This window comes from Kribbella sp. (assembly GCF_035687465.1).
GTDB lineage: Bacteria > Actinomycetota > Actinomycetes > Propionibacteriales > Kribbellaceae > Kribbella.
Genome location: NZ_DASRXP010000319.1, coordinates 1 through 20,927, shown reverse-complemented (window position 1 = coordinate 20,927; position 20,927 = coordinate 1). Strand labels below are relative to the sequence as shown.

Sequence of the window (20,927 nt, the reverse complement as noted above, 5' to 3'; positions counted from 1 at the left end):
CTCTCCTTACCGCAAGGACATCACCCGCGAGGTGTTCGACGCTCTCAGGGCCGAGGGCGTCCGCGTCGGTCTGTACTACTCGCTCTCGGATTGGCATCACCCCGACTACCCGCCCTTCACCGACGCCGACCGGCCGTACGCGCACGACAAGAACCGCCGCTCCTCACCCGAGGCCTGGGACCGCTACCTCGGCCATGTCAAGGCGCAACTGACTGAGCTCCTCACTGACTACGGTCAGATCGATCTGATCTGGTTCGACGGCGAATGGGAACGCAGCGAGGCGGAATGGCGTCCTGGCGAGATCCGGGACCTGGTCAAGTCGCTGCAGCCCGACGTCGTGATCAACGATCGCCTGCTCGGCCAGGGCGATTACGTCACCCCGGAGCAGAGCATGCCGGTGACGCCTCCCGACCAGCCCTGGGAGATGTGCCTCAGCATCGGGGAGAGCTGGGCCTGGCGTCCGGACGACACAGACTTCAAGCCGGCCCGCCAACTCGCGGAGTACCTGATCGAGACGGTCGGCCGGGGCGGCAACCTGCTGCTCGGCCTCGCGATCAAGGGCGACGGTACCTTTCCCAGCGGCGAGGTCTCACGCCTCAAGGCCCTCGGATCATGGCTGGCCAGCCATGGTGAAAGCATTTACGGGGTCACCCCCGGAACCTCCGCAATCGAGTTCCACGGACCGATCACGACCAGAGCGAACCGCATCTACCTGCACCTGGTCCTGGTGCCGGTCGACCGGGTCACGGTCCGCGGTCTCCCGGTATCCAGAATCGCCGACATCCGGCTGCTGGGCAGCGAGGAGTCGCTTCCCTTCACGATCAACCTCGAGGTCCACGAGGACGAGACCGACACCGAGGTCACGGGTGAAGTGATCATCAGCTTCCCCGGTTCCACCGACGCGCTGGTCGACGTGATCGCGATCGATCTCCGCGACCCGGCGCGCTGACACCGGCGCGGTCATGACACCCGACGCCAAGCCAGTGGTAGCGCCTTCGCGGGCGACTCTCCGTCAGGTCGCCGCGCGCGCCGGCGTCAGTGTCAAGACGGCCTCGCGCGCGCTCAACGGCGAGCCCTATGTCTCGACGAAGACCCTGGCCAGGGTGAGCGCGGCTGCCGAAGACCTCGGGTTCCGGGTCAACGCCGTCGCCAGAGACTTCCGCACCGGAGCGCGATCACCCTCGGTCGGGCTGTTGATCGGTGACCTGGCCAACCCGTTCTATGCGCGGCTCGCGCGCGGCGCGGAGCGTCACCTGCATGCCGCCGGACTCCGGCTGGTCTCGGCGAGCACGGAGGAGAGCGCAGTCACCGAACGGGAACTCGTCGACGAGATGCTGGAACGGCGGATGACAGCCATCATGATCGTGACGTCGGCGGACCATCATCCGTACTTCGAATCGGAGCAGCATCTCGGCACCCCGATCGTGTTCGTCGACCGCGCGCCGTCAGATGTCGTCGCCGACGCCGTGGTGCTCGACAACGCGGGCGGGATGGCGGCAGCTGTCGAACACCTCGTCTCTTTCGGGCACGAACGCATCGGCATCCTCAGCCACGCACGACGTGTCTCGACCAGCCGGGAGCGCGTCGAGGCGTTCGAATCCGCGATGGCCCAGGCTGGTCTCGACGGAAGGCGCTACGCGCGAACCGACTGCGACGACACCGCATCGGCCACCAAGGCAGCCACCGAGCTGCTGACGCGAGCCGTTCCGCCCACGGCACTGATCGCGACCAACAACCGACTGACGATCGGCGCGCTCAAGGCTCTTCGGCCAGGCAACCTTGATGCCGCCTTCATCGGCTTCGACGACTTCGAGCTCTCGGATCTACTCGGCACCTCCGTGATCGCGCACGACCCCGAAGTGATGGGGGCGGCAGCGGCGGAGTTCGTCATCGACAGGCTTGAAGGCGACACCTCACCCGCACGCAAACTGGTCCTGCCTACGACACTCATCGCGCGTCTGTCCAGCATGATCGGTCCGTTGCAACGCTCTTCTCCGCGATCCCGATGATGGTTGTGTTTCGCGAATAGAGAGTATTTCTGATGCGAATGTCCCGGGCCTTGAGGTGGTTAATTCACGGACTTAAGTTTCTCCTACGTTTCTGAGACATGCCGCCCGCATGTCGGAAATCTCCAGGAGGTACGGTCCTCATGCAGTCACCGCATTCTGACCAGTCCCCGGTGCCGAGTCGCCGGAGCTTTCTCGCTTTGACCGGTGCGACAGCGGCAGGTTCTCTCGCTGCTTTCGCCGGCCTTCCCTTGTCAACCGCCGCTGCGTTCACCGCCGCCGCGGCGGAGCCGGTCCGGCCCGCCGCCGACCCTCGCGTGGCCGACGGCGAGGCAGTGCGTCTGTGGTGCTCCGCGCCGGCAGCCGAACAGTCGATGATCCAGCAGGGCCTGCCGATCGGGAACGGACGGCTCGGCGCCTTGGTCGGCGGCAACTCCGCCAAGGAGACGCTCTTCATCACTGACGCCGCGATGTGGACCGGCGGGCGCAACGACGTCCTCAGCGACGACGGCCAACTTCCCTATGGACGCGAGAACTTCGGCTCCCTGACCCAGCTCGCCCACCTCACCGTCGACCTCCCCGACCACGCTCTCACGGCCGTCTCCGGATATCAGCGTGCCGTTGACATCAGCAACGGTCTGCTGACGACCTCCTACGTGCACAAGGCGGTGACGTACCGCCGCGAGATCTACGCAAGCCAGCCGGACGACGTCGTGGTCCTGTCCTTCACCCAGAGCGGTGGCGGCACGTACACCGGGCGGATCAACCTTGCCGGCACTCACGGGGAGTTCGTCACTACCGAGGCCACCGGCAGGACGGCCTCCTTCGGCGCTGCCCTCTCCAACGGCCGCCGGTACGGCGCTGCCGTCACAGCCGTTTCTCGTACTGGACAGGTGAATGTGAATGGCGCGGTGGTGGAATTCACCGGCTGTTCCGATCTGACCGTCATCTTCAGCGGCGGCACCGACTATGTTCCCGATTTCGGCAAGTTCTATCGCGACCCGTCGATCGACCCGCAGCCCTTGTCCCGAAGCAAAGTCGCCGCCGCGGCCGGCCATGCTGCCGCCGTCCTGCGCAACACCCATGTCGCTGACTACCGTGCGCTCTACGGCACCATGGCGGTCTCGCTGGGGACGTCCAGCAAGGCGCAGCGGCAACTCGATACCTGGACCCGGCTGCAGGCCCGCTTCCGCCCAGGTGCCGTCGCTGATCCCGAGTTGGAGGCGTCCTACCTGCAGTACGGCCGCTACCTGATGATCTGTGGCTCCCGCGACGGTCTGCCGATGGGCCTCCAGGGTGCCTGGATCGACACCAACGAGCCGGGCTGGATGGGTGACTACCACACGGACATCAACATCCAGATGAACTACTGGATGGCCGATCGCGCAGGGCTGCCGAGCTGCTTCGATGCCCTCACCAACTATTGCCTTGCGCAACTTCCGTCCTGGACCGACGTCACCCAGCGGCTCTTCAACGACCCACGCAACCGCTTCCGGAACACCTCGGGCAAGGTAGCCGGCTGGACAGTCGCCATCTCCACCAACATCGACGGTGGGTCCGGCTGGCAATGGCACCCGGCCGGCAGCGCGTGGCTCGCGAACAGTCTCTTCGAGCACTACGAGTACACCCAGGATCCCGCGCTGCTCGCCCGCATCTACCCGCTGATCAAGGGGGCCTGCGAGTTCTGGGAGGCACGGCTGATCCCGCACACCGTCACCGACCACGCCACCGGTCAGACCCGAGAAGCGCTGGTGGCGGACAAGGATTGGTCACCCGAGCACGGCCCACAGGACGCCCTCGGCATCACCTACGCCCAAGAACTGGTTTGGACCCTGTTCTCCAACTACCACACAGCGAGCGAGGTCCTCGGCAAGGACGCCGGCTACCGGCAGACCATCGCCGGACTGCAGGACCGCCTCTACCTCCCGCAGGTCAGCCCCAAGACCGGCTGGCTGGAGGAGTGGATGACGCCGGACAACCTCGGCGAGATCGAGCATCGTCACCTCTCGCCGCTGATGGGCTTGTTCCCCGGCGACCGGATCCTGTACGAGTCCTCACCCGCCGCCCTCCTGACCGGGGCATGGAAGCTGCTGAACGCCCGTAGCACCAGCATCTACGGCTGGGCCAACGCCCAGCGGGCCCTGTGCTTCGCGAGGTTCAAGGAGGGCGAGAAGGCGTACCAGATGATCCTCAGGAACCTTCAGCCCTCGACCGGGAGTATCGGCGGCAGCGCCCTCAACCTGTTCGACATCTGGCCGCTGGACAACAACAGCAGCATCTTCCAGATCGACTCGAACTTCGGTACGCCGGCGGCGATGATCGACCTGCTGGTCTACTCCCGCCCCGGCCGGATCGAGTTGCTGCCGGCGCTTCCCGCGGCCTGGGCGGCGCAAGGACGGATCACAGGGGTCGGCGTCCGGGGCGGTTTCACCGTCGACCTGTCGTGGCGCAAGGGCAAGGTCACCGAGGCGGTGATCCGCAGCGTCGGCGGTCTGACCACCGAAGTCGTCGCAGAAGGGAAGATCCGTACCGTACGACTTGCCCGCGGTAAGTCCATCACCCTCAGGTGGTCATGATTCTGTGCTGATGATGATTGCTTGCTCGCGGTCCAGCGAGCAAGCAATCAGCTCAGTTCCGTAGCGAATCTGGAGGGTGGCGGCTTTGGAGGCGACGATCCGGGCAGAGTTCAGGCGGCCGTCCCGCCAGCTGATGTCGACGGTGAAACCGCCTCGAGCGCGCAAGCCTCTGACGGCGCCAGTTGGCCAGGTGGTCGGGAGCGCCGGCAGCAGTTCGAGTTCGTGACCGTCCGACTGCAGCAACATCTCGGCCACGCCGGCCGTGCCGCCTGCATTGCCGTCGAAGGAGTAGATGTTCTGAGCGGCTCCTGCGATGCCGCCTTCGGAGTAGCTCATCAGGTTTGCTTCGCTGGCCCCGGTGATCAGGCCCTTGAGGTGGGCGAGCGCCGCATCGCCCTTCAGCAGCCGGGCATAGAACACGGTGAAGTTCGCCTCCACCCATTCCGTCCGTTCCCACCCTGCTGCGCTCTGCCGTCGTTCGATGGTGACCTCGGCGGCCGCGGCCAGTTCCGGTGTGGATCGTGGGCCGATCTGGCGCTCGGGGAACAGTGCGTGCACGTGAGACGTGTGCCGGTGTGCGGGATCGGCCTCGGTCAGGTCGTGCAGCCACTCCTGCAGTTGGCCGTGCTTCCCGATCTGGAACGGGGGCAGGGCTGCGCGGGCCGCGGCGATCGTCTCGCGGAGTTCGGGGTCGACGTTTAGGAGTCGGGCCGCGTCGGCGCAGATGCGCAGTACGGCGTCGATCAAGACGCGATCCGCGGTGTTTCCCATCGAGACCGAGCACTCGTCACCGTCGGGGGTGAGGTACCAGTTCTCCGGTGAGTCGGACGGCCCGGAGACGAGCCAGCCGTGCTCGGGTTCGCGGACGAGGTAGGACAGGAAGAACTGCGCCGCTTCATGGAAGACCGGGTAGACCCGGTCGCGCAGGAAGTCCTCGTCGCCGCTGTACTCGTAGTGCTCCCAGAGTTGCAGCGCGAGCCAGGCTCCGCCGGTGACATCGAGCCCCCAGCCGATCCCGCTACCCGGTGCGGTGTAGCACCAGGCGTTGGTGACGGTGTGCGCTACCCAGCCGGGTGCGCCGTACATCTGCTTGGCCGTCGCCTGACCGGCTTCGGCCAGCCGTTCGACGAAGCGTAGTACCGGCTCCTGACATTCGGAGAGGTTGGTCGGCTCCGCGGCCCAGTAGTTCTGCTGCGTGTTGATGTCCAGGTGGAAGTCGTTCGTCCAGGGTGCGCTGCTGGCGAGGCCGTCGTTCCAGACGCCTTGCAGGGCGAGGGGGAGGGGCGAGTTTGCTCGGGAGCCGGCCATGGTCAGGTAGCGGCCGTACTGGAAGTACAGCGCGATCAGCTCGTCGTCGGTCTGTCCCGAGGCCAGCCGCCGCCGACGTTCATCGGTGGGCAGTGCCGCCACCTCGGGAGGAGTCGGGCCGAGGTCCAGCGACATCCTGCCCATCAGTGCGCGGTGGTCTTCGACGTGGGCTCGCTTGAGCTCGGCGAATCCCGTGGTCGCGGCACCGGAGAGCAATGCGTCGACGTCGGCCGTCGGATCCGCGCCCTCCCAGTCCGTGCCGACGGCAACGATGACGACGGCCTCGTCTGCGCCGACCAGTTCTAGCGCGCCGTCGCGGCGGACGAACTCGCCGCCCGAGGCAAGAACCTTGATGCCGATTTCCAGGCGGACGCCTTGGCGGCCGTTGCTGTGCAGGCGCTCGAAGGCATGACCAACGAACCGGAGACCGTCTTCGCCGACCTCGACCGTCCCAGGCAGCACGTCCGGCTGCAAGGAGAGCGACAGTCCCACCTGGCCGCCCTGGTCAGCGGACAGTCGGATTGCCATCACGCCATGCGGGTTCGACGCGAAAGTCTCCCGGGCCAGGCTTAGCTGACCTTGGCGGTAGGTGGTGCTCACGATGCCCGTGTCGAGGTCGAGGCTTCGACGGTAGCCGCTGACCTCGCCGGAACCGGCGAGGTCCAGCCAGACCTCGGGCAGGGGCACATTGGTCCCGAAGGAGGTGGGTCGACCGAGCAGATGTTGCTCGGTCAGCCGCTGGGCCTCGGCGTACTGGCCCGTCAGGAGGAGTTGCCGGATCCGCGGCAACTCCTCCAGGGCAGTAGGACTGACATCTGTTGTGGCTGGTGCCCCGGACCATGCTGTGGACTCGGACAGCTGAACCCGCTCGCGGCCTGTGCCGCCGAAGACCATTCCGCCGAGGCGCCCGTTCCCGATCGGAAGAGCCTCGAACCACCGCTCGGCCGGGCGGTCGGACCACACCAGCCCCGCGGGATTGTCGGCCGGCTCGGTCAGTTCGGTCCCGGAGATGATCAGCATGTGGCGGTCTGCGTCCTTCTGGTGCGGTTGCGGTGGGTGCGGAGAGCTACTTCTTCGCCAGGAGTTCCTTACTCTGCTCCTGCATCTTCGGGAAGATACTCTCGTCGCTCTTGCCGGTGAAATATGACTCGAACTGCGGAACCATGGCGTTGGTGATGGCGGCGCCGTTGTTGTAGATCGGGCTGGGGAAGAGTTCGTCGTTGCTCAGATACTTGGCGAAGACGGAGAAGTCGACGCCCTTCGCCTTCTGCGCCGCCGCCAGCGCGTCCATCGACGTACCGATGGACGGCAGGAACGATCCGTTGTACTGGCTCGCCTTGGTCTGGCAGGCGGCGCTCTCCTGGTAGGCGACCCACTTCCAGGTCTGGTCCGGATGCTTCGAGCCCGCCCAGATGTTGTTCCCGTTGGAGTTCGCCATCAGTGCGCGCTTTCCGTTGGAGCCGGTCACCATCGGGGCGGTCCCGACCTTACCGCCCGGCAAAGCCGCGAAGGTCGAGGCGTCCCAGGTGCCACCGAGCAGCATGGCGACCTTGCCGGAGCCGATCTGGTCGGCACCCGCGGTGGAGAACTGGTTCAACTGCGGGGAGTAGCCGTCGTCCGACAGGGCACGGATCAGCTTGACGCTCTTGATCACCTGCGGGTCGGCGTAGTTGAACACGGTCGCCCACTGGTTCTTGTCCGGGATGTTGATGCCGTCCGTGGCCGGCAGCATCCCCCAGTTGTTCTGTCCGAAGGGATCACCCGTCGACTCGATGTTCCCGAGTCCGTAGGTGGCCACGTTCTTGGGATCGAAGCCCGGCTGATCGCCCCGGACGCCCTTCTTGTCTACCGTGAGCCGCTTGACGATCTGCCAGAACGTCCCGCCGTCGTCCGGGTTCCAGCTCATCTTGTCGACGTCCGCGGTCGAGTAGCCGGCCTTGGTGAGCAGGTCCTTGTTGTAGTAGATGGCCGCGGTCGCCCAGTCCATCGGCAGGGCGTACTGCTTGTCATCGGTGTACTTCCAGGCCTCCGCGCCGATCGCGAACTGACTCATGTCGACCTTGTCGGCCTCGATGTACTTGTCGAGGGAGAGAAGTTGCCCCTGGCCCGCGTAGGACTGGAGATAGGTGACGCTGTTCATGAAGGCGTCCGGCGCGTCGCCCGCGACGAAGCCGGCGGTCAGTTTCGTGAAGTAGTCGCTCACGTTGTACTGCGAAACCTTCACGGTGATTCCTGGATTCGCCTTCTCGAAGTCCGGGATACATTGCGAGTACGCCGCGCCCTGGTTCGGGTCCCAGGTCCACCAGTTCACGGTGACCGGGCCGTCGGAACTACTTTCGTCGGACGGCGAGCAGGCGGCCGCCGCGGCCACCAGACCCGCAGCGAGTGCCACTGTGGTGAATCTCTTCCATTTCACGCTGAATCCTTCTCTACTTGATGCCGGTGAATCCGATCGAATTGACGATGCGCTTTCCGAAGATGACGAACAGAACCAGCATCGGGAAGGCGGCGACCAGGGCGGCCGCCATCAGGCCGGCGAAATCCGGCTGGGTCTGTGGGGAGGCCTGTGCGAAAACACCCAGTGCGACCGTCAGGGGCCGGACACTGGGGTCGTTGGCGATCAGCAACGGCCAGAAATAGTCGTTCCAGGCATTGATGAAGGTCAGCAGTCCGAGGGTGGTGAGTGGTCCCGAGGTCATCGGGATGGTGATCCGGAAGAGCACCCCGAGCGGACCCAGTCCGTCGATCAGGGCGGCCTCCTCGACCTCGGAACTCAGGCCGAGCATGAACTGCCGCAGGAAGAAGATGTTGAAGGCGGAGAAGAGCGCACCCGGGAGCAGCAGGCCGGCGAAGGTGTTCGTCAGTCCGAGGTCGTGCACCAGGACGAAGTTCGGCAGCAGGGTCATGATGCCGGGAATCATCAACGCGGTCAGGAAGATCGCGAAGACCGCGTTGCGTCCTCGCCATTGCAGTCGGGCGAAGGCGTAGGCGGCGATCACCGAGCAGAAGACGACGATGACGGTCAGCAGGGTCGCGTAGATGACCGAGTTGCGCACGAAGAGCGCCAGGTCGATCGACGCGCCGGAGCCGCCTTCGGCGATCGCGTCCGCCGCACTGGACAGCCCCAGCACCCGGGCGAACGCGCCGAGGGTGAATCCGGTCGGCAGCAGGGAACTGGGGTGCGCGATCAGCGAGTAGTTGTTCGACAGGGCCGTTCGCAGGATCCAGTAGAACGGAAACACCGTCACCAGGAGGAATCCGATGAGGTACGTCCAGGCAAGGGTCCGGCCCACAGGGAACCTGGTCACGAAGCCTCCTCAGTTGGTGTCGGACTCATTGGCCCGCAGGAGGCGCATCTGGATGAAGGTGATGGTCAGCAGCATCACGAACAACGCCATCGACATCGTCACCGCGTAGCCGAAGTTGAACTCCCCGAACCCCGTCTCGTAGATGTAGAGCGGGAGGACGTTCGACGCGTTCGCGGGCCCACCCTTGGTGGTCACCGCGACCAGGTCGAAGACCTGGAAGGAACCGATCACGGTGAGCACCATCACCATCGCCATGATCGGGCGCAGTAGCGGCAAGGTCAGTCTGGTGAACATCTGGAACTCGTTGGCGCCGTCGATCCGGCCGGCCTCATAGATCTGGTCCGGGATCGTCTGCAGGCCGGCGAAGATGAGGATGGCGTTGTAGCCCATCGACTTCCAGACGCTGATCAGCGCGAGCGAGGGGATCGCCCATTCCGACGAGCCGAGGAACATGATGCTGTGACCGGTCACCGACTTGATCGCGGCGTTGATGATGCCGAGGCCTGGATCGAGCATCCACTGCCAGATCAGCGCGGCGACGACGCCGGAGATGAGGAACGGCATCAGCACCAGGCCGCGGATCGCGTTCGATCCGGTCAGGCGGTGCAGGATCACCGCGGTGAGCAGCGACAAGGTCAGTCCCAGCCCGACCGACAACGCGACGAAATAGACCGTCACCCCGACCGAGTGCCAGAAGACGGAATCGGAGATGAGTTCCCGGTAATTGGACAGCCCGGTCCATACCGGTGGCGTGAGGATTTTGAAGTCGGTGAAACTGAGGTAAATCCCGCGAATCGTCGGATAGGCCGCGAAGAACACGAAACCGACGGCCGCCGGAATGATGAGGACCAGCGCGAGCTTCCAGTCGTTGCGGTGCGCGGGGTTGCTGACCCGCTTTCGCCGGGTGAGCACACGGTTGCCGATGGTCTCGGTGGCTTCGGCGACCATTCTTGGGTGCTCCTCGGACAAGTCGGCTCGGATGCTGGTGTCCCCAGGGGCAACATTCAGACACAGCGCCGGTGGTACAACAACAACGATTTCCGGATGTGCTCGATTCGCTTCGCGGATACAGCCGGCCCCGGCCGTGGGAGAGGTATCATCGCGTCGCGGAGGTTCCGATGGATGTCGAGTTGACGTGGTTGCGGTCCTGGTTGGAGGTGGTCGACTCCGGCGGGTTCGCCCGGGCCGCGGAGCGGATCCACCTGTCCCAGCCGCGCATCTCAGCGCACGTCGCCAGCCTCGAGCGGGCGCTCGGAGTGACCCTGATCGAGCGGCGGATCCGGCCGCTGACCCTCACCGACGACGGCCGGCGCCTGCTCCCCAGGGCCCGGTCGATCATCGCGGCGGTCGACGACACCGTCTCCGACCTGCGGTCGACGGCGGGCGGGGCCGCCGGTCGCCTGACGATCGCCAGCTTCGCAAGTGCGAGCTCGGCGTTTCTCCCGCAGGTTCTGATGGACCTGCGGACAGCCAACCCCTTGGTGGACACGCGCGTGATCGACGGCGATGTCGCGACGATCGAGGCGATGCTGTCGGAGCGGCGCGCCTCGGTCGCGCTCCGGCCGTTCCGGCCCGAGCCGGCGGACCACGGTCTGGAACGCCGCGATCTGTGGCGTGAACCCTTCGTCGTGCTGGCGCCGGCCGGACACCCGATCAGTGAGAACGACGCCGTCAGGCTGGAGGACGTCGCTCGCTTCCCCGTGATCACGATCGGAGATCCGTTCAGCGATCCGCTGCTCGGGTATGAGGCCTCGGCCGCGATGCACTCGGGCCGGATCGAGCCCCTGGTCGGGATCGTGTCGCACCAGCCCACGACGCTCGCGGCGATGGTTCGGGCCGGGCACGGTCTGGGGCTGATCAACGCGCTGGCCACCACGATGGTCCGGCTCGACGATCTCGTCGTACTGGAACTGAGCAGCCCGACTCTGTACCGCGACGTGGGTTTGTGGTGGCACGCGGACAGGCCGCTCAGCCGAGCATCAGAGGCCTTCGTCGAGCTCGCCCTGGCGGCGGATCGTCCGCCAGGCACGCTGCCGATCACAGCGGAGTAGGCCGGCCGTATTCGTTCGACGGATGGGTGACATCTGTAGATCGTCGTTGTGTGGGCGCCACGGGCGGTGGCTGAATGAGGCGGTGGGCTGATCGCGGAGCGCATCGGCCGGGCCGTGATCGAAGGGACATCGCGTGGGAATGCACGACACGGACGCCGCCCAGGGGTTGCTATCGGCGACCCGGGTTGATCTGCCGCCGGGGAACCCGGACTGCTTGATCGAGGCCGTCGAGACATATGCACTGGCTGTTCCCCTGGCCAGGCCGATCGCGGATTCGACCGCTTCGCTGCGGTCGTGGATCGTGCCGGTGGTGGAGATCCGTACCGCTGACGGCCGCGTCGGGACCGGCATCTCCGGTGTGCACCTTGGCCCGGAACTGCTCTGCGACGTGATCACCAACTACTACGCGCCGACTCTGGTCGGCACCGGGTCGGAAGACATTCTCGGGACCTGGAAGCGGCTGTACTGGCTCCCGACCCACTGGCTCGGCCGGCAGGGAACTGTCCACATGGCGCTCGGCATGGTCGACATGGCCCTGTGGGATCTCGCCGCCCAGCGCGCGGGGGTGCCGCTCTGGCGGCTGCTCGGTGGTACCGCCGACGTGATCGAGACCTACAACACGGACGGTGGCTGGTTGAGCCTTGGCATCGACGACCTGGTCCGCGATCTGACGACGCTGATCGATCGCGGCTGGCGGCGGGTCAAGATCAAGGTGGGGTCCCCCGACTGGCGCGAGGACGCGCAACGGATCCGCGCCGTACGGCGGGCCATCGGTGACGGGATCACCTTGATGTGCGACGCGAACCAGCGCTGGGACTTCTCCACGGCGAGGCAGATCCTGCCGGTGCTCGAGGAGGTCGGGATGGACTGGTTCGAGGAGCCGCTGCACGCCGACGACCTCGAGGGACACCAGCGGTTGCAGGCAGCAACGACTGTCGACATAGCGGCCGGGGAGAGCTTGTACTCCTACCATGCGTTCTCGAGTTTCATCGCGGGCGATGCCATCCGGGTCGTGCAGCCGGATGTGACCCGGGTCGGCGGCGTCACCGAGTGGCAACAGATCGCGAGCCAGGCGGGCGGGCGAGGTGCTCGGCTCGTCCCGCACGCCGGCGACATGATGCAGGTCCACCAGCATCTGGTCGGTACGACGCTGGGCGAACCGGAGCCGCTGGTCGAGTTCATCCCGTGGACCCAGCAGGCCTTCAGGGATCGAAGCGTCGTACGGGACGGTTATCTCGAGCGGCCTCAACAGCCGGGAGCCTCGACGGCCATCGATCCGAAAGCCCGCAGGGACTGGCAGATCCGCGGCGTCGGCTCGACGGTCGGCCTGCGCTCCTGAAGCTGTGTCAGCGGACCAAGATTTCCAGGGATTGAGAGGCGAGACATGTCGGAGCAGCAGACACCCGACGGCGACGTCGTGGTGGTCACCGGGGCCGGTCAGGGCATCGGGTACGCGATCGCTGAACGTTTCACGGCCGTCGGTGACACGGTGATCCTCACCGACATCAACGAGCAGACCGGGTCCGAGGCCGCGCGCAAACTCGGTGGCCAGTTCCTCCAGCTCGACGTCAGCGACTCGACGGCGATCGCCCGGACGGCCGATCTGGTGCACCAGCAGTACGGGCGGATCGATGTCCTGATCAACAATGCCGGCATCGCCCACGAGAACGACGCCCTCGACGTCACCGACGAGATCTGGGAGAAGGTGCTCGCCGTCGACCTGCGGGGCAGCTTCGTCGCCTGCCGGGAGTTCGGACGGCACTTCATCCAGCAGGGGCACGGATCGATCGTCAACATCTCCTCGATCGCGGCCTTCATGGGCACGAATCCGGAGTATCACGTCGCGTACGACGTCGCGAAGGCGGGCGTCTCCCAGCTGGCGAGGTCGCTCGCGGTCGAGTGGGCGCAGTACGGCGTGAGGGTCAACGCGGTTGCGCCGGGCCGGACGAGAACGCCCATCCTCGACGGCGTCGGCCTCAGCGATCCGACCCGGATGCAGCAGTGGATCGACCAGATTCCCCAGCGCCGGCTGCTGTCACCCGAGGAGATCGCCGAAGCCGTCTTCTTCCTCGGCAACGGACAGTCCAGCGCGGTGACCGGTCAGACGCTCATCGTCGACGGGGGTCAACTCGCGGCCTGAGCCGCCGCCGGGCGGCGGCCGAGGTGTGCCAGAGTTTGTCCGGTGGAGCTTGACGGCAAGGTGGTGCTGGTCACCGGCGCTTCGTCGGGGATCGGTCGTGCCGTCAGCGTCAGCCTTGCTGCTGCCGGTGCGAAGCTCGTGGTCCACGGGCGCGACGTCGCGCGCACCCGGGACGCTGCCGAGCAGGTGAATGGCGCTGCGGTGGTGGCCGATCTCGGCGACCCACTCGGCGTTCCAGCCCTTGCTGAGCAGGCTCTCGCCGCGCACGGGCGGGTGGACGTCCTGATCGCCAGCGCCGGGCACGGGTGGTCGGGACCGTTCGTCGACATGAGCGACCAGGAAATCAGCGAGCTGGTCACTGTGGATCTGCTTGCCGCCCTCCGGCTCACCAGGCTGCTGCTGCCCGGGATGATTGAGCGGGGAACCGGCTACGTCTTCCTGGTGACGTCCGTCGCGGGACGGACCGGCGTGGCGGGCGAGGCGGTCTATGCGGCGGCGAAGGCGGGGCTGGACGCGTTCGCGGAGAGTCTGCGGCTGGAGTTGGCCGGTACCGGGGTGCAGGTCGGCGTCGTCGTTCCGTCCGCCGTCTCGACGGACTTCTTCTCCACGCGTGGTCGCGCCTACGACCGCTCCGTACCGCGAGCTGTCGGGCCCGAGGTGGTCGCGCATGCCATTGTCCGCGCGATCGAACAGGATCGGGCCGAGATCTGGGTTCCGCGCTGGGTCCGGATCGGCTCAGTCGTCCGAGCAGTGAGTCCGGCCGCCTACCGACGCCTGGCCACCCGGTACGGCGAACCAATCCGATCCACCCCGCCGCCGTCCGACCAGCCGCAGTCCACCCCGCCGCGGGCCGACGAGCCACGGTCCGACCAGCCGCGGTCCGACGAGCCGCAGGCCGGTGCTGGGGTCGTGTTGCCGTCGAGTGATGCGTTTTTCCTGCATGTGGAGAATGCCGGGGCGCCTCAGCATGTTGGTGGGGTGGTGGTGTTCGAGCCGACCACTGACAACGAGGCGCTGTCAGTCGAGCGCGTTCGTGAGATCGTCCGGGGTGAGCTCGAGAGGCTGCCGCGTTTCCGGCAACGACTTGCCCCCACCGCGCGCTGGCGCCGTCCGCGCTGGGTCGACGTCGCCGAGATCGACTGGCACCTGCATGTCAGCGAGCGCCGCTCTCCGAACGGCGACGCCGGCCTGCGGCAGATCGTCGCCGAACTGGCCGAGTCGCCGATGCCGCGCGACCGCCCGTTGTGGCGGATCGTGATGGTGCGCGACGTCAGCCCCGGGCAGTCGGCGATGATCCTGCTCCTGCACCATGCCGTTGCCGACGGCATCGGAACGGTGATCCAGGTACTGAACCTGCTCCGGCCGAGGATCGAGCTACCGACCGCGAACGGCCAAGCGCCCAGCCGCAGACAGTTGACCATGGCAACGATCGCGGGCCTCGCCCAGCTGGCGACGGACGGAGGAGCGGGAGGCGGTTTCGCCGACGCCTCGCGCCGGCGCGAGTTCGCCACCGCCGATCTCGATCTGACCGCCGTACGCCGGGCCGCGACCGCCCGCGGAGTACGGGTGACCGATCTCGTCATCAGCCTGGTCGCCGAGGCCGTTGCCACCACCCACCCCGAAGCCGCCCGTCGCATCGGCGGGCGGCTGCGCGTCGCCGTACCGCTGATGGTGCGCGACTCCAGCGCGGCCGCGGAGATGAACGCGACCGCGGCAGTGATGGTCGACGCCCCGGTCGACGCCCGGCCGATCGAAAACCTGCTCACCGAGGTTGCCCGTCGTACCAAACGTCTCCGAACGCCGACCCGGGCCGTGGCGTCGCGCTTCGTGATGGCGACCGGCCTGCGCGCCCTGCCCGAGCCCTCCGCCGGATGGTTCGCCAGGACCGTCTACGGGCGACGCTTCTTCCACGCGATCGTCTCGAACATGCCTGGCTCCACCGAGCCCTTGTCGATGGACGGCGTCACGATCGCGTCGGTCTACCCGATCCTGCCGCTGGCACCCGGATCACCGATCACCGTGGGCGCCTTGAGCTGGGCCGGAACCCTTGGCATCGGACTGGCCACCGATCCGCTCCTCTTCGACGCGGAGAGCCTTGCTCTCCGGATGAAACTGGCCCTCGACGAGCTCATCTGATCGGCCATACGAGAGCGAGGAAGAGTCGCGCGCGTGAGCGCGGTGAATCCAGTTGGTCACCGAACCGCTCCCGCAATTGCGCGACCCTGTACCGCACCGTCTGGGGATGGATGTGCAGTTCCTCGGCGATCGCGGCCCGATCGCCCATGTGGCGCAACCAGGAGGTCAGTGTCTCGATCAGCCGGATCCGGGCACCCTCCGGCAGTCCGTCGAGCGGCTGCAGCAACTGCGCGCGGAGAGACGCCATCAGCCGCTCGTCGCGATGCACGATGATGCTGTCGAGATGCTCGTCGGCGAACACCGGATCATCGGTCAGGATGCCTTGCTGCTTGAGGCGTACGGCGATCTGCGCGATCACGACGCTGCGGGGCAGGTGTTCCAGCGGGACGGTGTGGCCGACGACCGCGTTGGTGCCTCGCAGCAACCTGCCGAGCTGTTCTCGACGCCCCGGCAGTCCGGGATCGGGAACGATGGCACCGGAGAGCTGTTCGTAGCGGATGGGTAGGGACCCGGCGTCCACGGGCGACAGCACTCGCCGGGCGACGTCGGTGTCGGCGTCGACCAGGACGACGGAGCCGGTCGAGGGGATCGGCCAGCGGGCCCGGGCAGCGGCTTCGCGGATCGCATTCATGCTCGAGCGGTCCGAGAGCAGGAGCTCGGCCAGCTCTTCACGGTTGCGTTCCCGCGCTGATGCGTCCTCACTCTGCTCCAGGACGTAGCCGCGCGCCGAGGCCGAGGACAGCTGGTTGACGAAGTCGAAGACGGCCTCGGCGAGCGCCGCCAGGACCGCGGGCCGCACCTTGAACGCCAGGGCAGTGTCCGAGACGTGCCGCCACGCGGTGCGTGCCCCGAGTTGGTACGCGGTCAGCAGGCGGGTGAGATCCTGCCCGGCCTGCCACTGCCGGCGGCCGATCCGCTCGAACACGATCTGGATCGTCTGCTCGCCTTCGAGCATGTCGTCCCGTGAGGCGGACCGACCGTGCTCGGCCATGTCCAGCAGGCGGTGGATGAACAGTTCCGCGGCCTCGCGCATGCCGCTGGGATTGTCGTCGAGGAAGGCGGCGTACTCCGGCCAGCCGTCCGCCAGCAGGTCCCGTACTTCGGCCAGTAGCTCCGGCAGCCGCGCATCGAGGGCGAACTCCAGTCGCGCCCGGCCCTGCACCGTGTCTGTGCTCATCGCCTACCCGCCGCCCGTCACGCGCTGTCCCACCCGCACCTCGGATTGTACGGTCGTGACAATTTTCGGGTCCAGGAATCACCCCGAGGACCGCAGACCTGGCGCCTGGGACGGTTCGAAGATTGTGGACATGGCCAGTTCACGACACAGGCCGCCCGGCTCGGTTGCCCCGTCGGTTGACGAGGCACTCTGGCAAACCCGCGAAAAAGGCGAGAACTTCCCGGTCGCGCTGCGTTTGCTGCCGCGGAAGCATCGTGAGCATCTGCACGCCATCTACGGCTACGCCCGGATGGTCGACGAGATCGGCGACACCTTCGCCGGAGACCGCACGGTCAGGCTGCACCAGCTGACCGCGGAGCTCGGCACGATCTGGTCAGGTGGCCGGCCGGCAGATCCCGTACTGCGCCGGCTGGCCAGGACCGTGCACGACCGGGAGATGTCGGCCGAGCCGTTCCAGCGCCTGATCAAGGCGAATCTGCAGGACCAGGTCGTCTCGCAGTACGAGACCTTCGATGAGCTCCGCGGCTACTGCGAGTTGTCCGCCGATCCGATCGGCCGGATGGTGCTCGAGGTGTTCGGGCAGTCCACTCCCGAGACCGTCGCCAGCTCCGATCAGGTGTGCACCGCGCTGCAGTTGCTGGAGCACTGGCAGGACGTGGCCGAGGACCGGCGGGCCGGTCGCGTGTACCTGCCGAAGGAGGATCTGCGGGAATACGGCGTACGCGAGGAGGACTTAGACCAGCCGACAGCAAATCCGCAAATGCGCTCGCTGATGCGATTCGAGATCAAGCGGGCCGCCGAACTGCTCGGTGAGGGGTTGGTCGTCGTGCGGCAGTTGCACGGCTGGGGACGAGTCAGCGTGGCCGGGTTCGTCGCCGGCGGACAAGCCACCGCGGCAGCGTTGAGGAAGACGGATGGCGACGTGCTCGGGCGCTCCGCCCGGCCCTCGCGACTGATCACAGCGGTCCGGGTTCTCGGACTGCTAGGCGGGCGGTCGGCTTGATGGGCACGATCGAGCAGGCCTACGCGACTTGTGAACAGATCACCAAGACAGAGGCCGGCAACTTCTACTACGGCATCCGGCTGCTGCCGTCGCCCAAACGGTCCGCTCTCTGTGCGGTCTACGCGCTGGCTCGCCGGATCGACGACATCGGCGACGGCGACCAGGCGATCGGCGCCAAGGAAACCGCGCTGGCCGGAGTCCGCAAGGACCTGGGCAGGCTGGACGACAGCACCGACCCGGTACTGATCGCCGTGAGCGATGCCGCCCGCCGGTACCCGGTACCGCTCGAAGCCTTCGACGAGCTGATCGACGGTGTGCAGCTGGACCTGCGCGACGTCCGGATCGCCGATTTCGACGAGCTGGTGGTGTATTGCCGCCACGTCGCCGGATCGGTTGGCCGGTTGTGCCTGTCGATCTTCGGCAGCAGTACCACCGACCCGCGGACGTCGCTGTTCGCCGACCAGCTCGGGATCGCCCTGCAGCAGACGAACATCCTCCGGGACATCCGGGAGGACCTCGGCAACGGTCGCATCTACCTTCCGCAGGACGAGCTCGACCGGTTCGGCGTGGACCTGTGCGTCGACGACCTCGGCGCGCTGGACGATCCCGCCGGCCGGCTCGCCGCCTACATCCGGTACGCCGCGGCGCGTGCGGGGGACTGGTACTCCCTCGGCCTGCGGCTGGTCCCGCACCTCGATCGACGCAGTGCCGCGTGCTGCCGGGCGATGGCCGGCATCTATCACCACCTGCTCGGCCGCATCGCCGACGATCCGGCGCTCGTCTATGACCAACGGCTATCGCTCAGCGTCGCCCAGAAGGCGCGGGTGGCGGTTACCGCCCTGGCCGGAGGGGGACGGCGATGACGGCCTCGCGGGTCGCGGTCGTCGGAGGCGGCCTAGCCGGCCTCACCACGGCCCTGCGCTGCGCCGACGAAGGCTACGCGGTCACCCTGTTCGAATCGCGTCGCCAGCTGGGCGGGCTCACTTACTCGTTCCAGCGTGACGGATTGTGGATCGACAATGGCCAGCATGTCTTCCTGAACTGTTGCACTGCGTACAAAGGCTTCCTCGAGCGACTGGGAGTCACCGACCAGGTGACCATCCAGGATCGGCTCGATGTCCCGATCCGCAGCGAACTCCACACCCGCGGCGGGCGACTTCGCCGTACCGGGTTGCCTGCTCCTCTGCACCTGGGTTCCACCTTGGCGCGCTACCGCTGGCTTCGGCCGGCGGCCAGGGCGCGAGTGGTCCGCGCAGCCCTGGCGTTGGGCCGGGTCGATCGCACCGATCCCGAGGTCGATCGCGTGTCCTTCGGTGACTGGCTGACCGAGCACGGCCAGGACCAGCGGGCCATCGACACCGTCTGGGACCTCATCGGCATCGCGACCCTCAACGCTCCGGCAGAGCGGGCCTCGCTGGCACTCGCCGCGACGGTCTTCCAGGTGGGCCTGCTCGAGTCCGCCGCCAATGCCGACATCGGCTGGTCCCTCGTTCCTCTCCAGGAGTTGCACGGGGACGCGGCGTACCGTGCGCTGGCGGCGGTCGGCGCGACGATCCACACGCGATGCAAGGTCCGGGAGGTCGTGCCGTCCGGCGACGGCTGGACCGTTGACGGAGCGTCCTTCGACGCTGTCGTTCTTGCGGTCCCACCCTCGGCCGCGGAGGCGCTCGCACCGCCCGAGGCGATCGCGCAGGAGTCAGGCTGGGCAGAGCGGCTCGGCAGTACTCCGATCGTCAACCTGCACGTCGTCTACGACCGGACGGTCCTGGAGGAGCCGTTCGTCGCGGCGGTCGACAGCCCGCTGCAATGGGTCTTCGACCGGACCCGCCAGGCCGGTCTCGCCGAGGGCCAGTACATCGCGGCATCGCTGTCGGCGGCGGACGACCTCGTCGACGAACCGGTCCCGGTACTGCGCGACCGGTTCCTTCCGCACCTGGAACGGCTGCTGCGGATCAGCCCTGACACACGAGTGCTCGAGTTCTTCGTCACCCGGGAGCGCGAGGCGACGTTCCGGCAGCAGCCGGGAACCGTCGGCCTGCGGGCGTCAGCGTTGACTGCCCTGCCCGGGCTCTACCTCGCCGGCGCCTGGACCGATACCGGGTGGCCGGCAACCATGGAGGGCGCCGTTCGCAGTGGAGAGGCCGCGGTGGCCGCACTGTTGGAACGGAGCCCCGCTGATCGGCCCACCGGCCATCGGGAGGCAGTCGTATGACGATCACCGCGGAAACCCTCGACCGTAGTCGGGTCCTCGTCGCGCCGGCACTGCGCCAGGCCGTCGAGCGCCTCGACCCTTTCACCCGCCTGGTCGCCTCGTACCACTTCGGCTGGTCCGACGAACACGGAAAGCCGATCGAGGCCAACCCAGGCAAGACGCTCCGCCCCGCACTCGCCCTGCTCGCGGCCGAAGCCGTCGCGGGGAAGCCCGAACCGGCGTTACCCGGTGCGGTCGCGGTCGAACTGGTGCACAACTTCTCCTTGCTGCACGACGATCTGATGGATCGCGATACCGAGCGTCGCCATCGCAAGACCGTGTGGGCTGTCTGGGGCGACGCGACCGCAGTACTGGCCGGCGATGCGTTGTTGTCCCTTGCTCACGAGGTGCTGGCTGAGGACGATTCGCCGTACGGGCAGGAGGCCGGCCAGGCGCTCGCCATCGCCACTCGCGAGCTGATCCGTGGGCAGGTCCTCGACCTCGCCTTCGAACGCCGGGACGACGTCACGCTGGACGAATGCCTCGACATGGCGGGCGGGAAGACCGGCGCGCTGCTCGCGGTCAGTGCCGCGATCGGAGCCATCCTGGTCGGCGCGCCTCAGCCGGTCGTGTCGGCGCTGTCCAGGTTCGGCGCGGAGCTGGGGATGGCGTTCCAACTGGTGGACGACCTGCTCGGGATCTGGGGATCGCCTGCTGTCACAGGCAAACCGGTGTTCTCCGATCTGGTCGCGCGCAAGAAGACGCTGCCGGTCACCTGGTCGCTGGACCACGGCGGCCTGGCCGGACGCGAGCTAGCCGCCTGGCTGGCCCGCGACGGCAACCCGACCGATGAAGAACTCCGGTACGCCGCTGAGCTGATCGAGCGCTCAGGTGGTCGCGACTGGGCGCTCCGCGAAGCCCGCGAACGGATCGGCCTGGCCGAGCAGGCGCTCGACGACGCCGGCCTCGACGCCATCGTCCGGAACCGCCTCGGCGAGGTCGCCCGCTTCGTGATCGAGCGCCAAGCATGA

16 protein-coding genes are annotated in these 20,927 nt (G+C 67.1%); 11 read left to right on the top strand and 5 right to left on the bottom strand.

Annotated features, from left to right (window positions below; all coding sequences use genetic code 11):
• The 3 genes from VFG33_RS16220 to VFG33_RS16210 form a co-directional block, all read left to right on the top strand.
• On the top strand, nt 1-949 hold a 949-nt coding region (locus tag VFG33_RS16220), incomplete at its 5' end, for an alpha-L-fucosidase (RefSeq protein WP_325053697.1).
• A gap of 13 nt (nt 950-962) precedes the next feature.
• On the top strand, nt 963-2,009 hold the full coding sequence (locus VFG33_RS16215) for a LacI family DNA-binding transcriptional regulator (protein ID WP_325053696.1): 1,047 nt from the start codon (nt 963-965) through the stop codon (nt 2,007-2,009).
• A 197-nt stretch (nt 2,010-2,206) separates the two neighbouring features.
• Complete coding sequence (locus tag VFG33_RS16210; RefSeq protein ID WP_325053695.1) at nt 2,207-4,582, top strand: glycosyl hydrolase family 95 catalytic domain-containing protein; 2,376 nt, start codon at nt 2,207-2,209, stop codon at nt 4,580-4,582.
• Here VFG33_RS16210 and VFG33_RS16205 read toward each other — a convergent pair.
• Genes VFG33_RS16205 through VFG33_RS16190 form a run of 4 tightly spaced genes read right to left on the bottom strand, consistent with a single transcriptional unit; the run spans nt 4,577 to nt 10,146 of the window.
• Entirely contained in the window at nt 4,577-6,910 is a 2,334-nt protein-coding gene (locus VFG33_RS16205) for a glycoside hydrolase family 95 protein (protein WP_325053694.1), read from the bottom strand. The genes VFG33_RS16210 and VFG33_RS16205 overlap by 6 nt on opposite strands.
• 46 nt (nt 6,911-6,956) lie before the next feature.
• Nucleotides 6,957-8,306, bottom strand: coding sequence for an ABC transporter substrate-binding protein (locus VFG33_RS16200; protein ID WP_325053693.1), 1,350 nt, complete (start codon nt 8,304-8,306; stop codon nt 6,957-6,959).
• A 13-nt stretch (nt 8,307-8,319) separates the two neighbouring features.
• Complete coding sequence (locus VFG33_RS16195) at nt 8,320-9,198, bottom strand: carbohydrate ABC transporter permease (protein WP_325053692.1); 879 nt, start codon at nt 9,196-9,198, stop codon at nt 8,320-8,322.
• 9 nt (nt 9,199-9,207) lie between these two features.
• Nucleotides 9,208-10,146, bottom strand: coding sequence for a carbohydrate ABC transporter permease (locus tag VFG33_RS16190; RefSeq protein ID WP_325053691.1), 939 nt, complete (start codon nt 10,144-10,146; stop codon nt 9,208-9,210).
• Between the two features lie 170 nt (nt 10,147-10,316).
• Here VFG33_RS16190 and VFG33_RS16185 point away from each other — a divergent pair, with 170 nt between their 5' ends.
• The 4 genes from VFG33_RS16185 (at nt 10,317) to VFG33_RS16170 (ending at nt 15,525) form a co-directional block, all read left to right on the top strand.
• On the top strand, nt 10,317-11,249 hold the full coding sequence (locus VFG33_RS16185; RefSeq protein WP_325053690.1) for a LysR family transcriptional regulator: 933 nt from the start codon (nt 10,317-10,319) through the stop codon (nt 11,247-11,249).
• 139 nt (nt 11,250-11,388) lie between these two features.
• Nucleotides 11,389-12,588, top strand: coding sequence for a mandelate racemase/muconate lactonizing enzyme family protein (locus tag VFG33_RS16180; protein WP_325053698.1), 1,200 nt, complete (start codon nt 11,389-11,391; stop codon nt 12,586-12,588).
• Nucleotides 12,589-12,633: 45 nt separating this feature from the next.
• On the top strand, nt 12,634-13,389 hold the full coding sequence (locus tag VFG33_RS16175) for an SDR family NAD(P)-dependent oxidoreductase (protein ID WP_325053689.1): 756 nt from the start codon (nt 12,634-12,636) through the stop codon (nt 13,387-13,389).
• Between the two features lie 42 nt (nt 13,390-13,431).
• Nucleotides 13,432-15,525 carry an SDR family NAD(P)-dependent oxidoreductase gene (locus VFG33_RS16170; RefSeq protein ID WP_325053688.1) on the top strand — a complete coding sequence of 698 codons (2,094 nt, stop codon included), beginning with the start codon at nt 13,432-13,434 and terminating at the stop codon, nt 15,523-15,525.
• Here VFG33_RS16170 and VFG33_RS16165 read toward each other — a convergent pair.
• Nucleotides 15,518-16,702 (bottom strand): PucR family transcriptional regulator, encoded by a 1,185-nt coding sequence (locus VFG33_RS16165; protein ID WP_325053687.1) that lies wholly within the window; start codon nt 16,700-16,702, stop codon nt 15,518-15,520. The two genes, VFG33_RS16170 and VFG33_RS16165, sit on opposite strands and share 8 nt — an antisense overlap.
• 130 nt (nt 16,703-16,832) lie before the next feature.
• Between VFG33_RS16165 and hpnC the strand changes: the two genes are divergently transcribed.
• The 4 genes from hpnC to VFG33_RS16145 are packed head-to-tail and all read left to right on the top strand — an operon-like array spanning nt 16,833 to nt 20,927.
• Nucleotides 16,833-17,705 carry a squalene synthase HpnC gene (hpnC, locus tag VFG33_RS16160; RefSeq protein ID WP_325053686.1) on the top strand — a complete coding sequence of 291 codons (873 nt, stop codon included), beginning with the start codon at nt 16,833-16,835 and terminating at the stop codon, nt 17,703-17,705.
• Complete coding sequence (gene hpnD / locus VFG33_RS16155; protein WP_325053685.1) at nt 17,705-18,568, top strand: presqualene diphosphate synthase HpnD; 864 nt, start codon at nt 17,705-17,707, stop codon at nt 18,566-18,568. Before hpnC ends, hpnD begins: the two co-directional genes overlap by 1 nt.
• Nucleotides 18,565-19,917, top strand: a complete 1,353-nt coding sequence (gene hpnE, locus VFG33_RS16150; RefSeq protein WP_325053684.1) for a hydroxysqualene dehydroxylase HpnE — start codon at nt 18,565-18,567, stop codon at nt 19,915-19,917. The genes hpnD and hpnE overlap by 4 nt, the downstream gene beginning before the upstream one ends.
• Complete coding sequence (locus VFG33_RS16145) at nt 19,914-20,927, top strand: polyprenyl synthetase family protein (RefSeq protein ID WP_325053683.1); 1,014 nt, start codon at nt 19,914-19,916, stop codon at nt 20,925-20,927. The genes hpnE and VFG33_RS16145 overlap by 4 nt, the downstream gene beginning before the upstream one ends.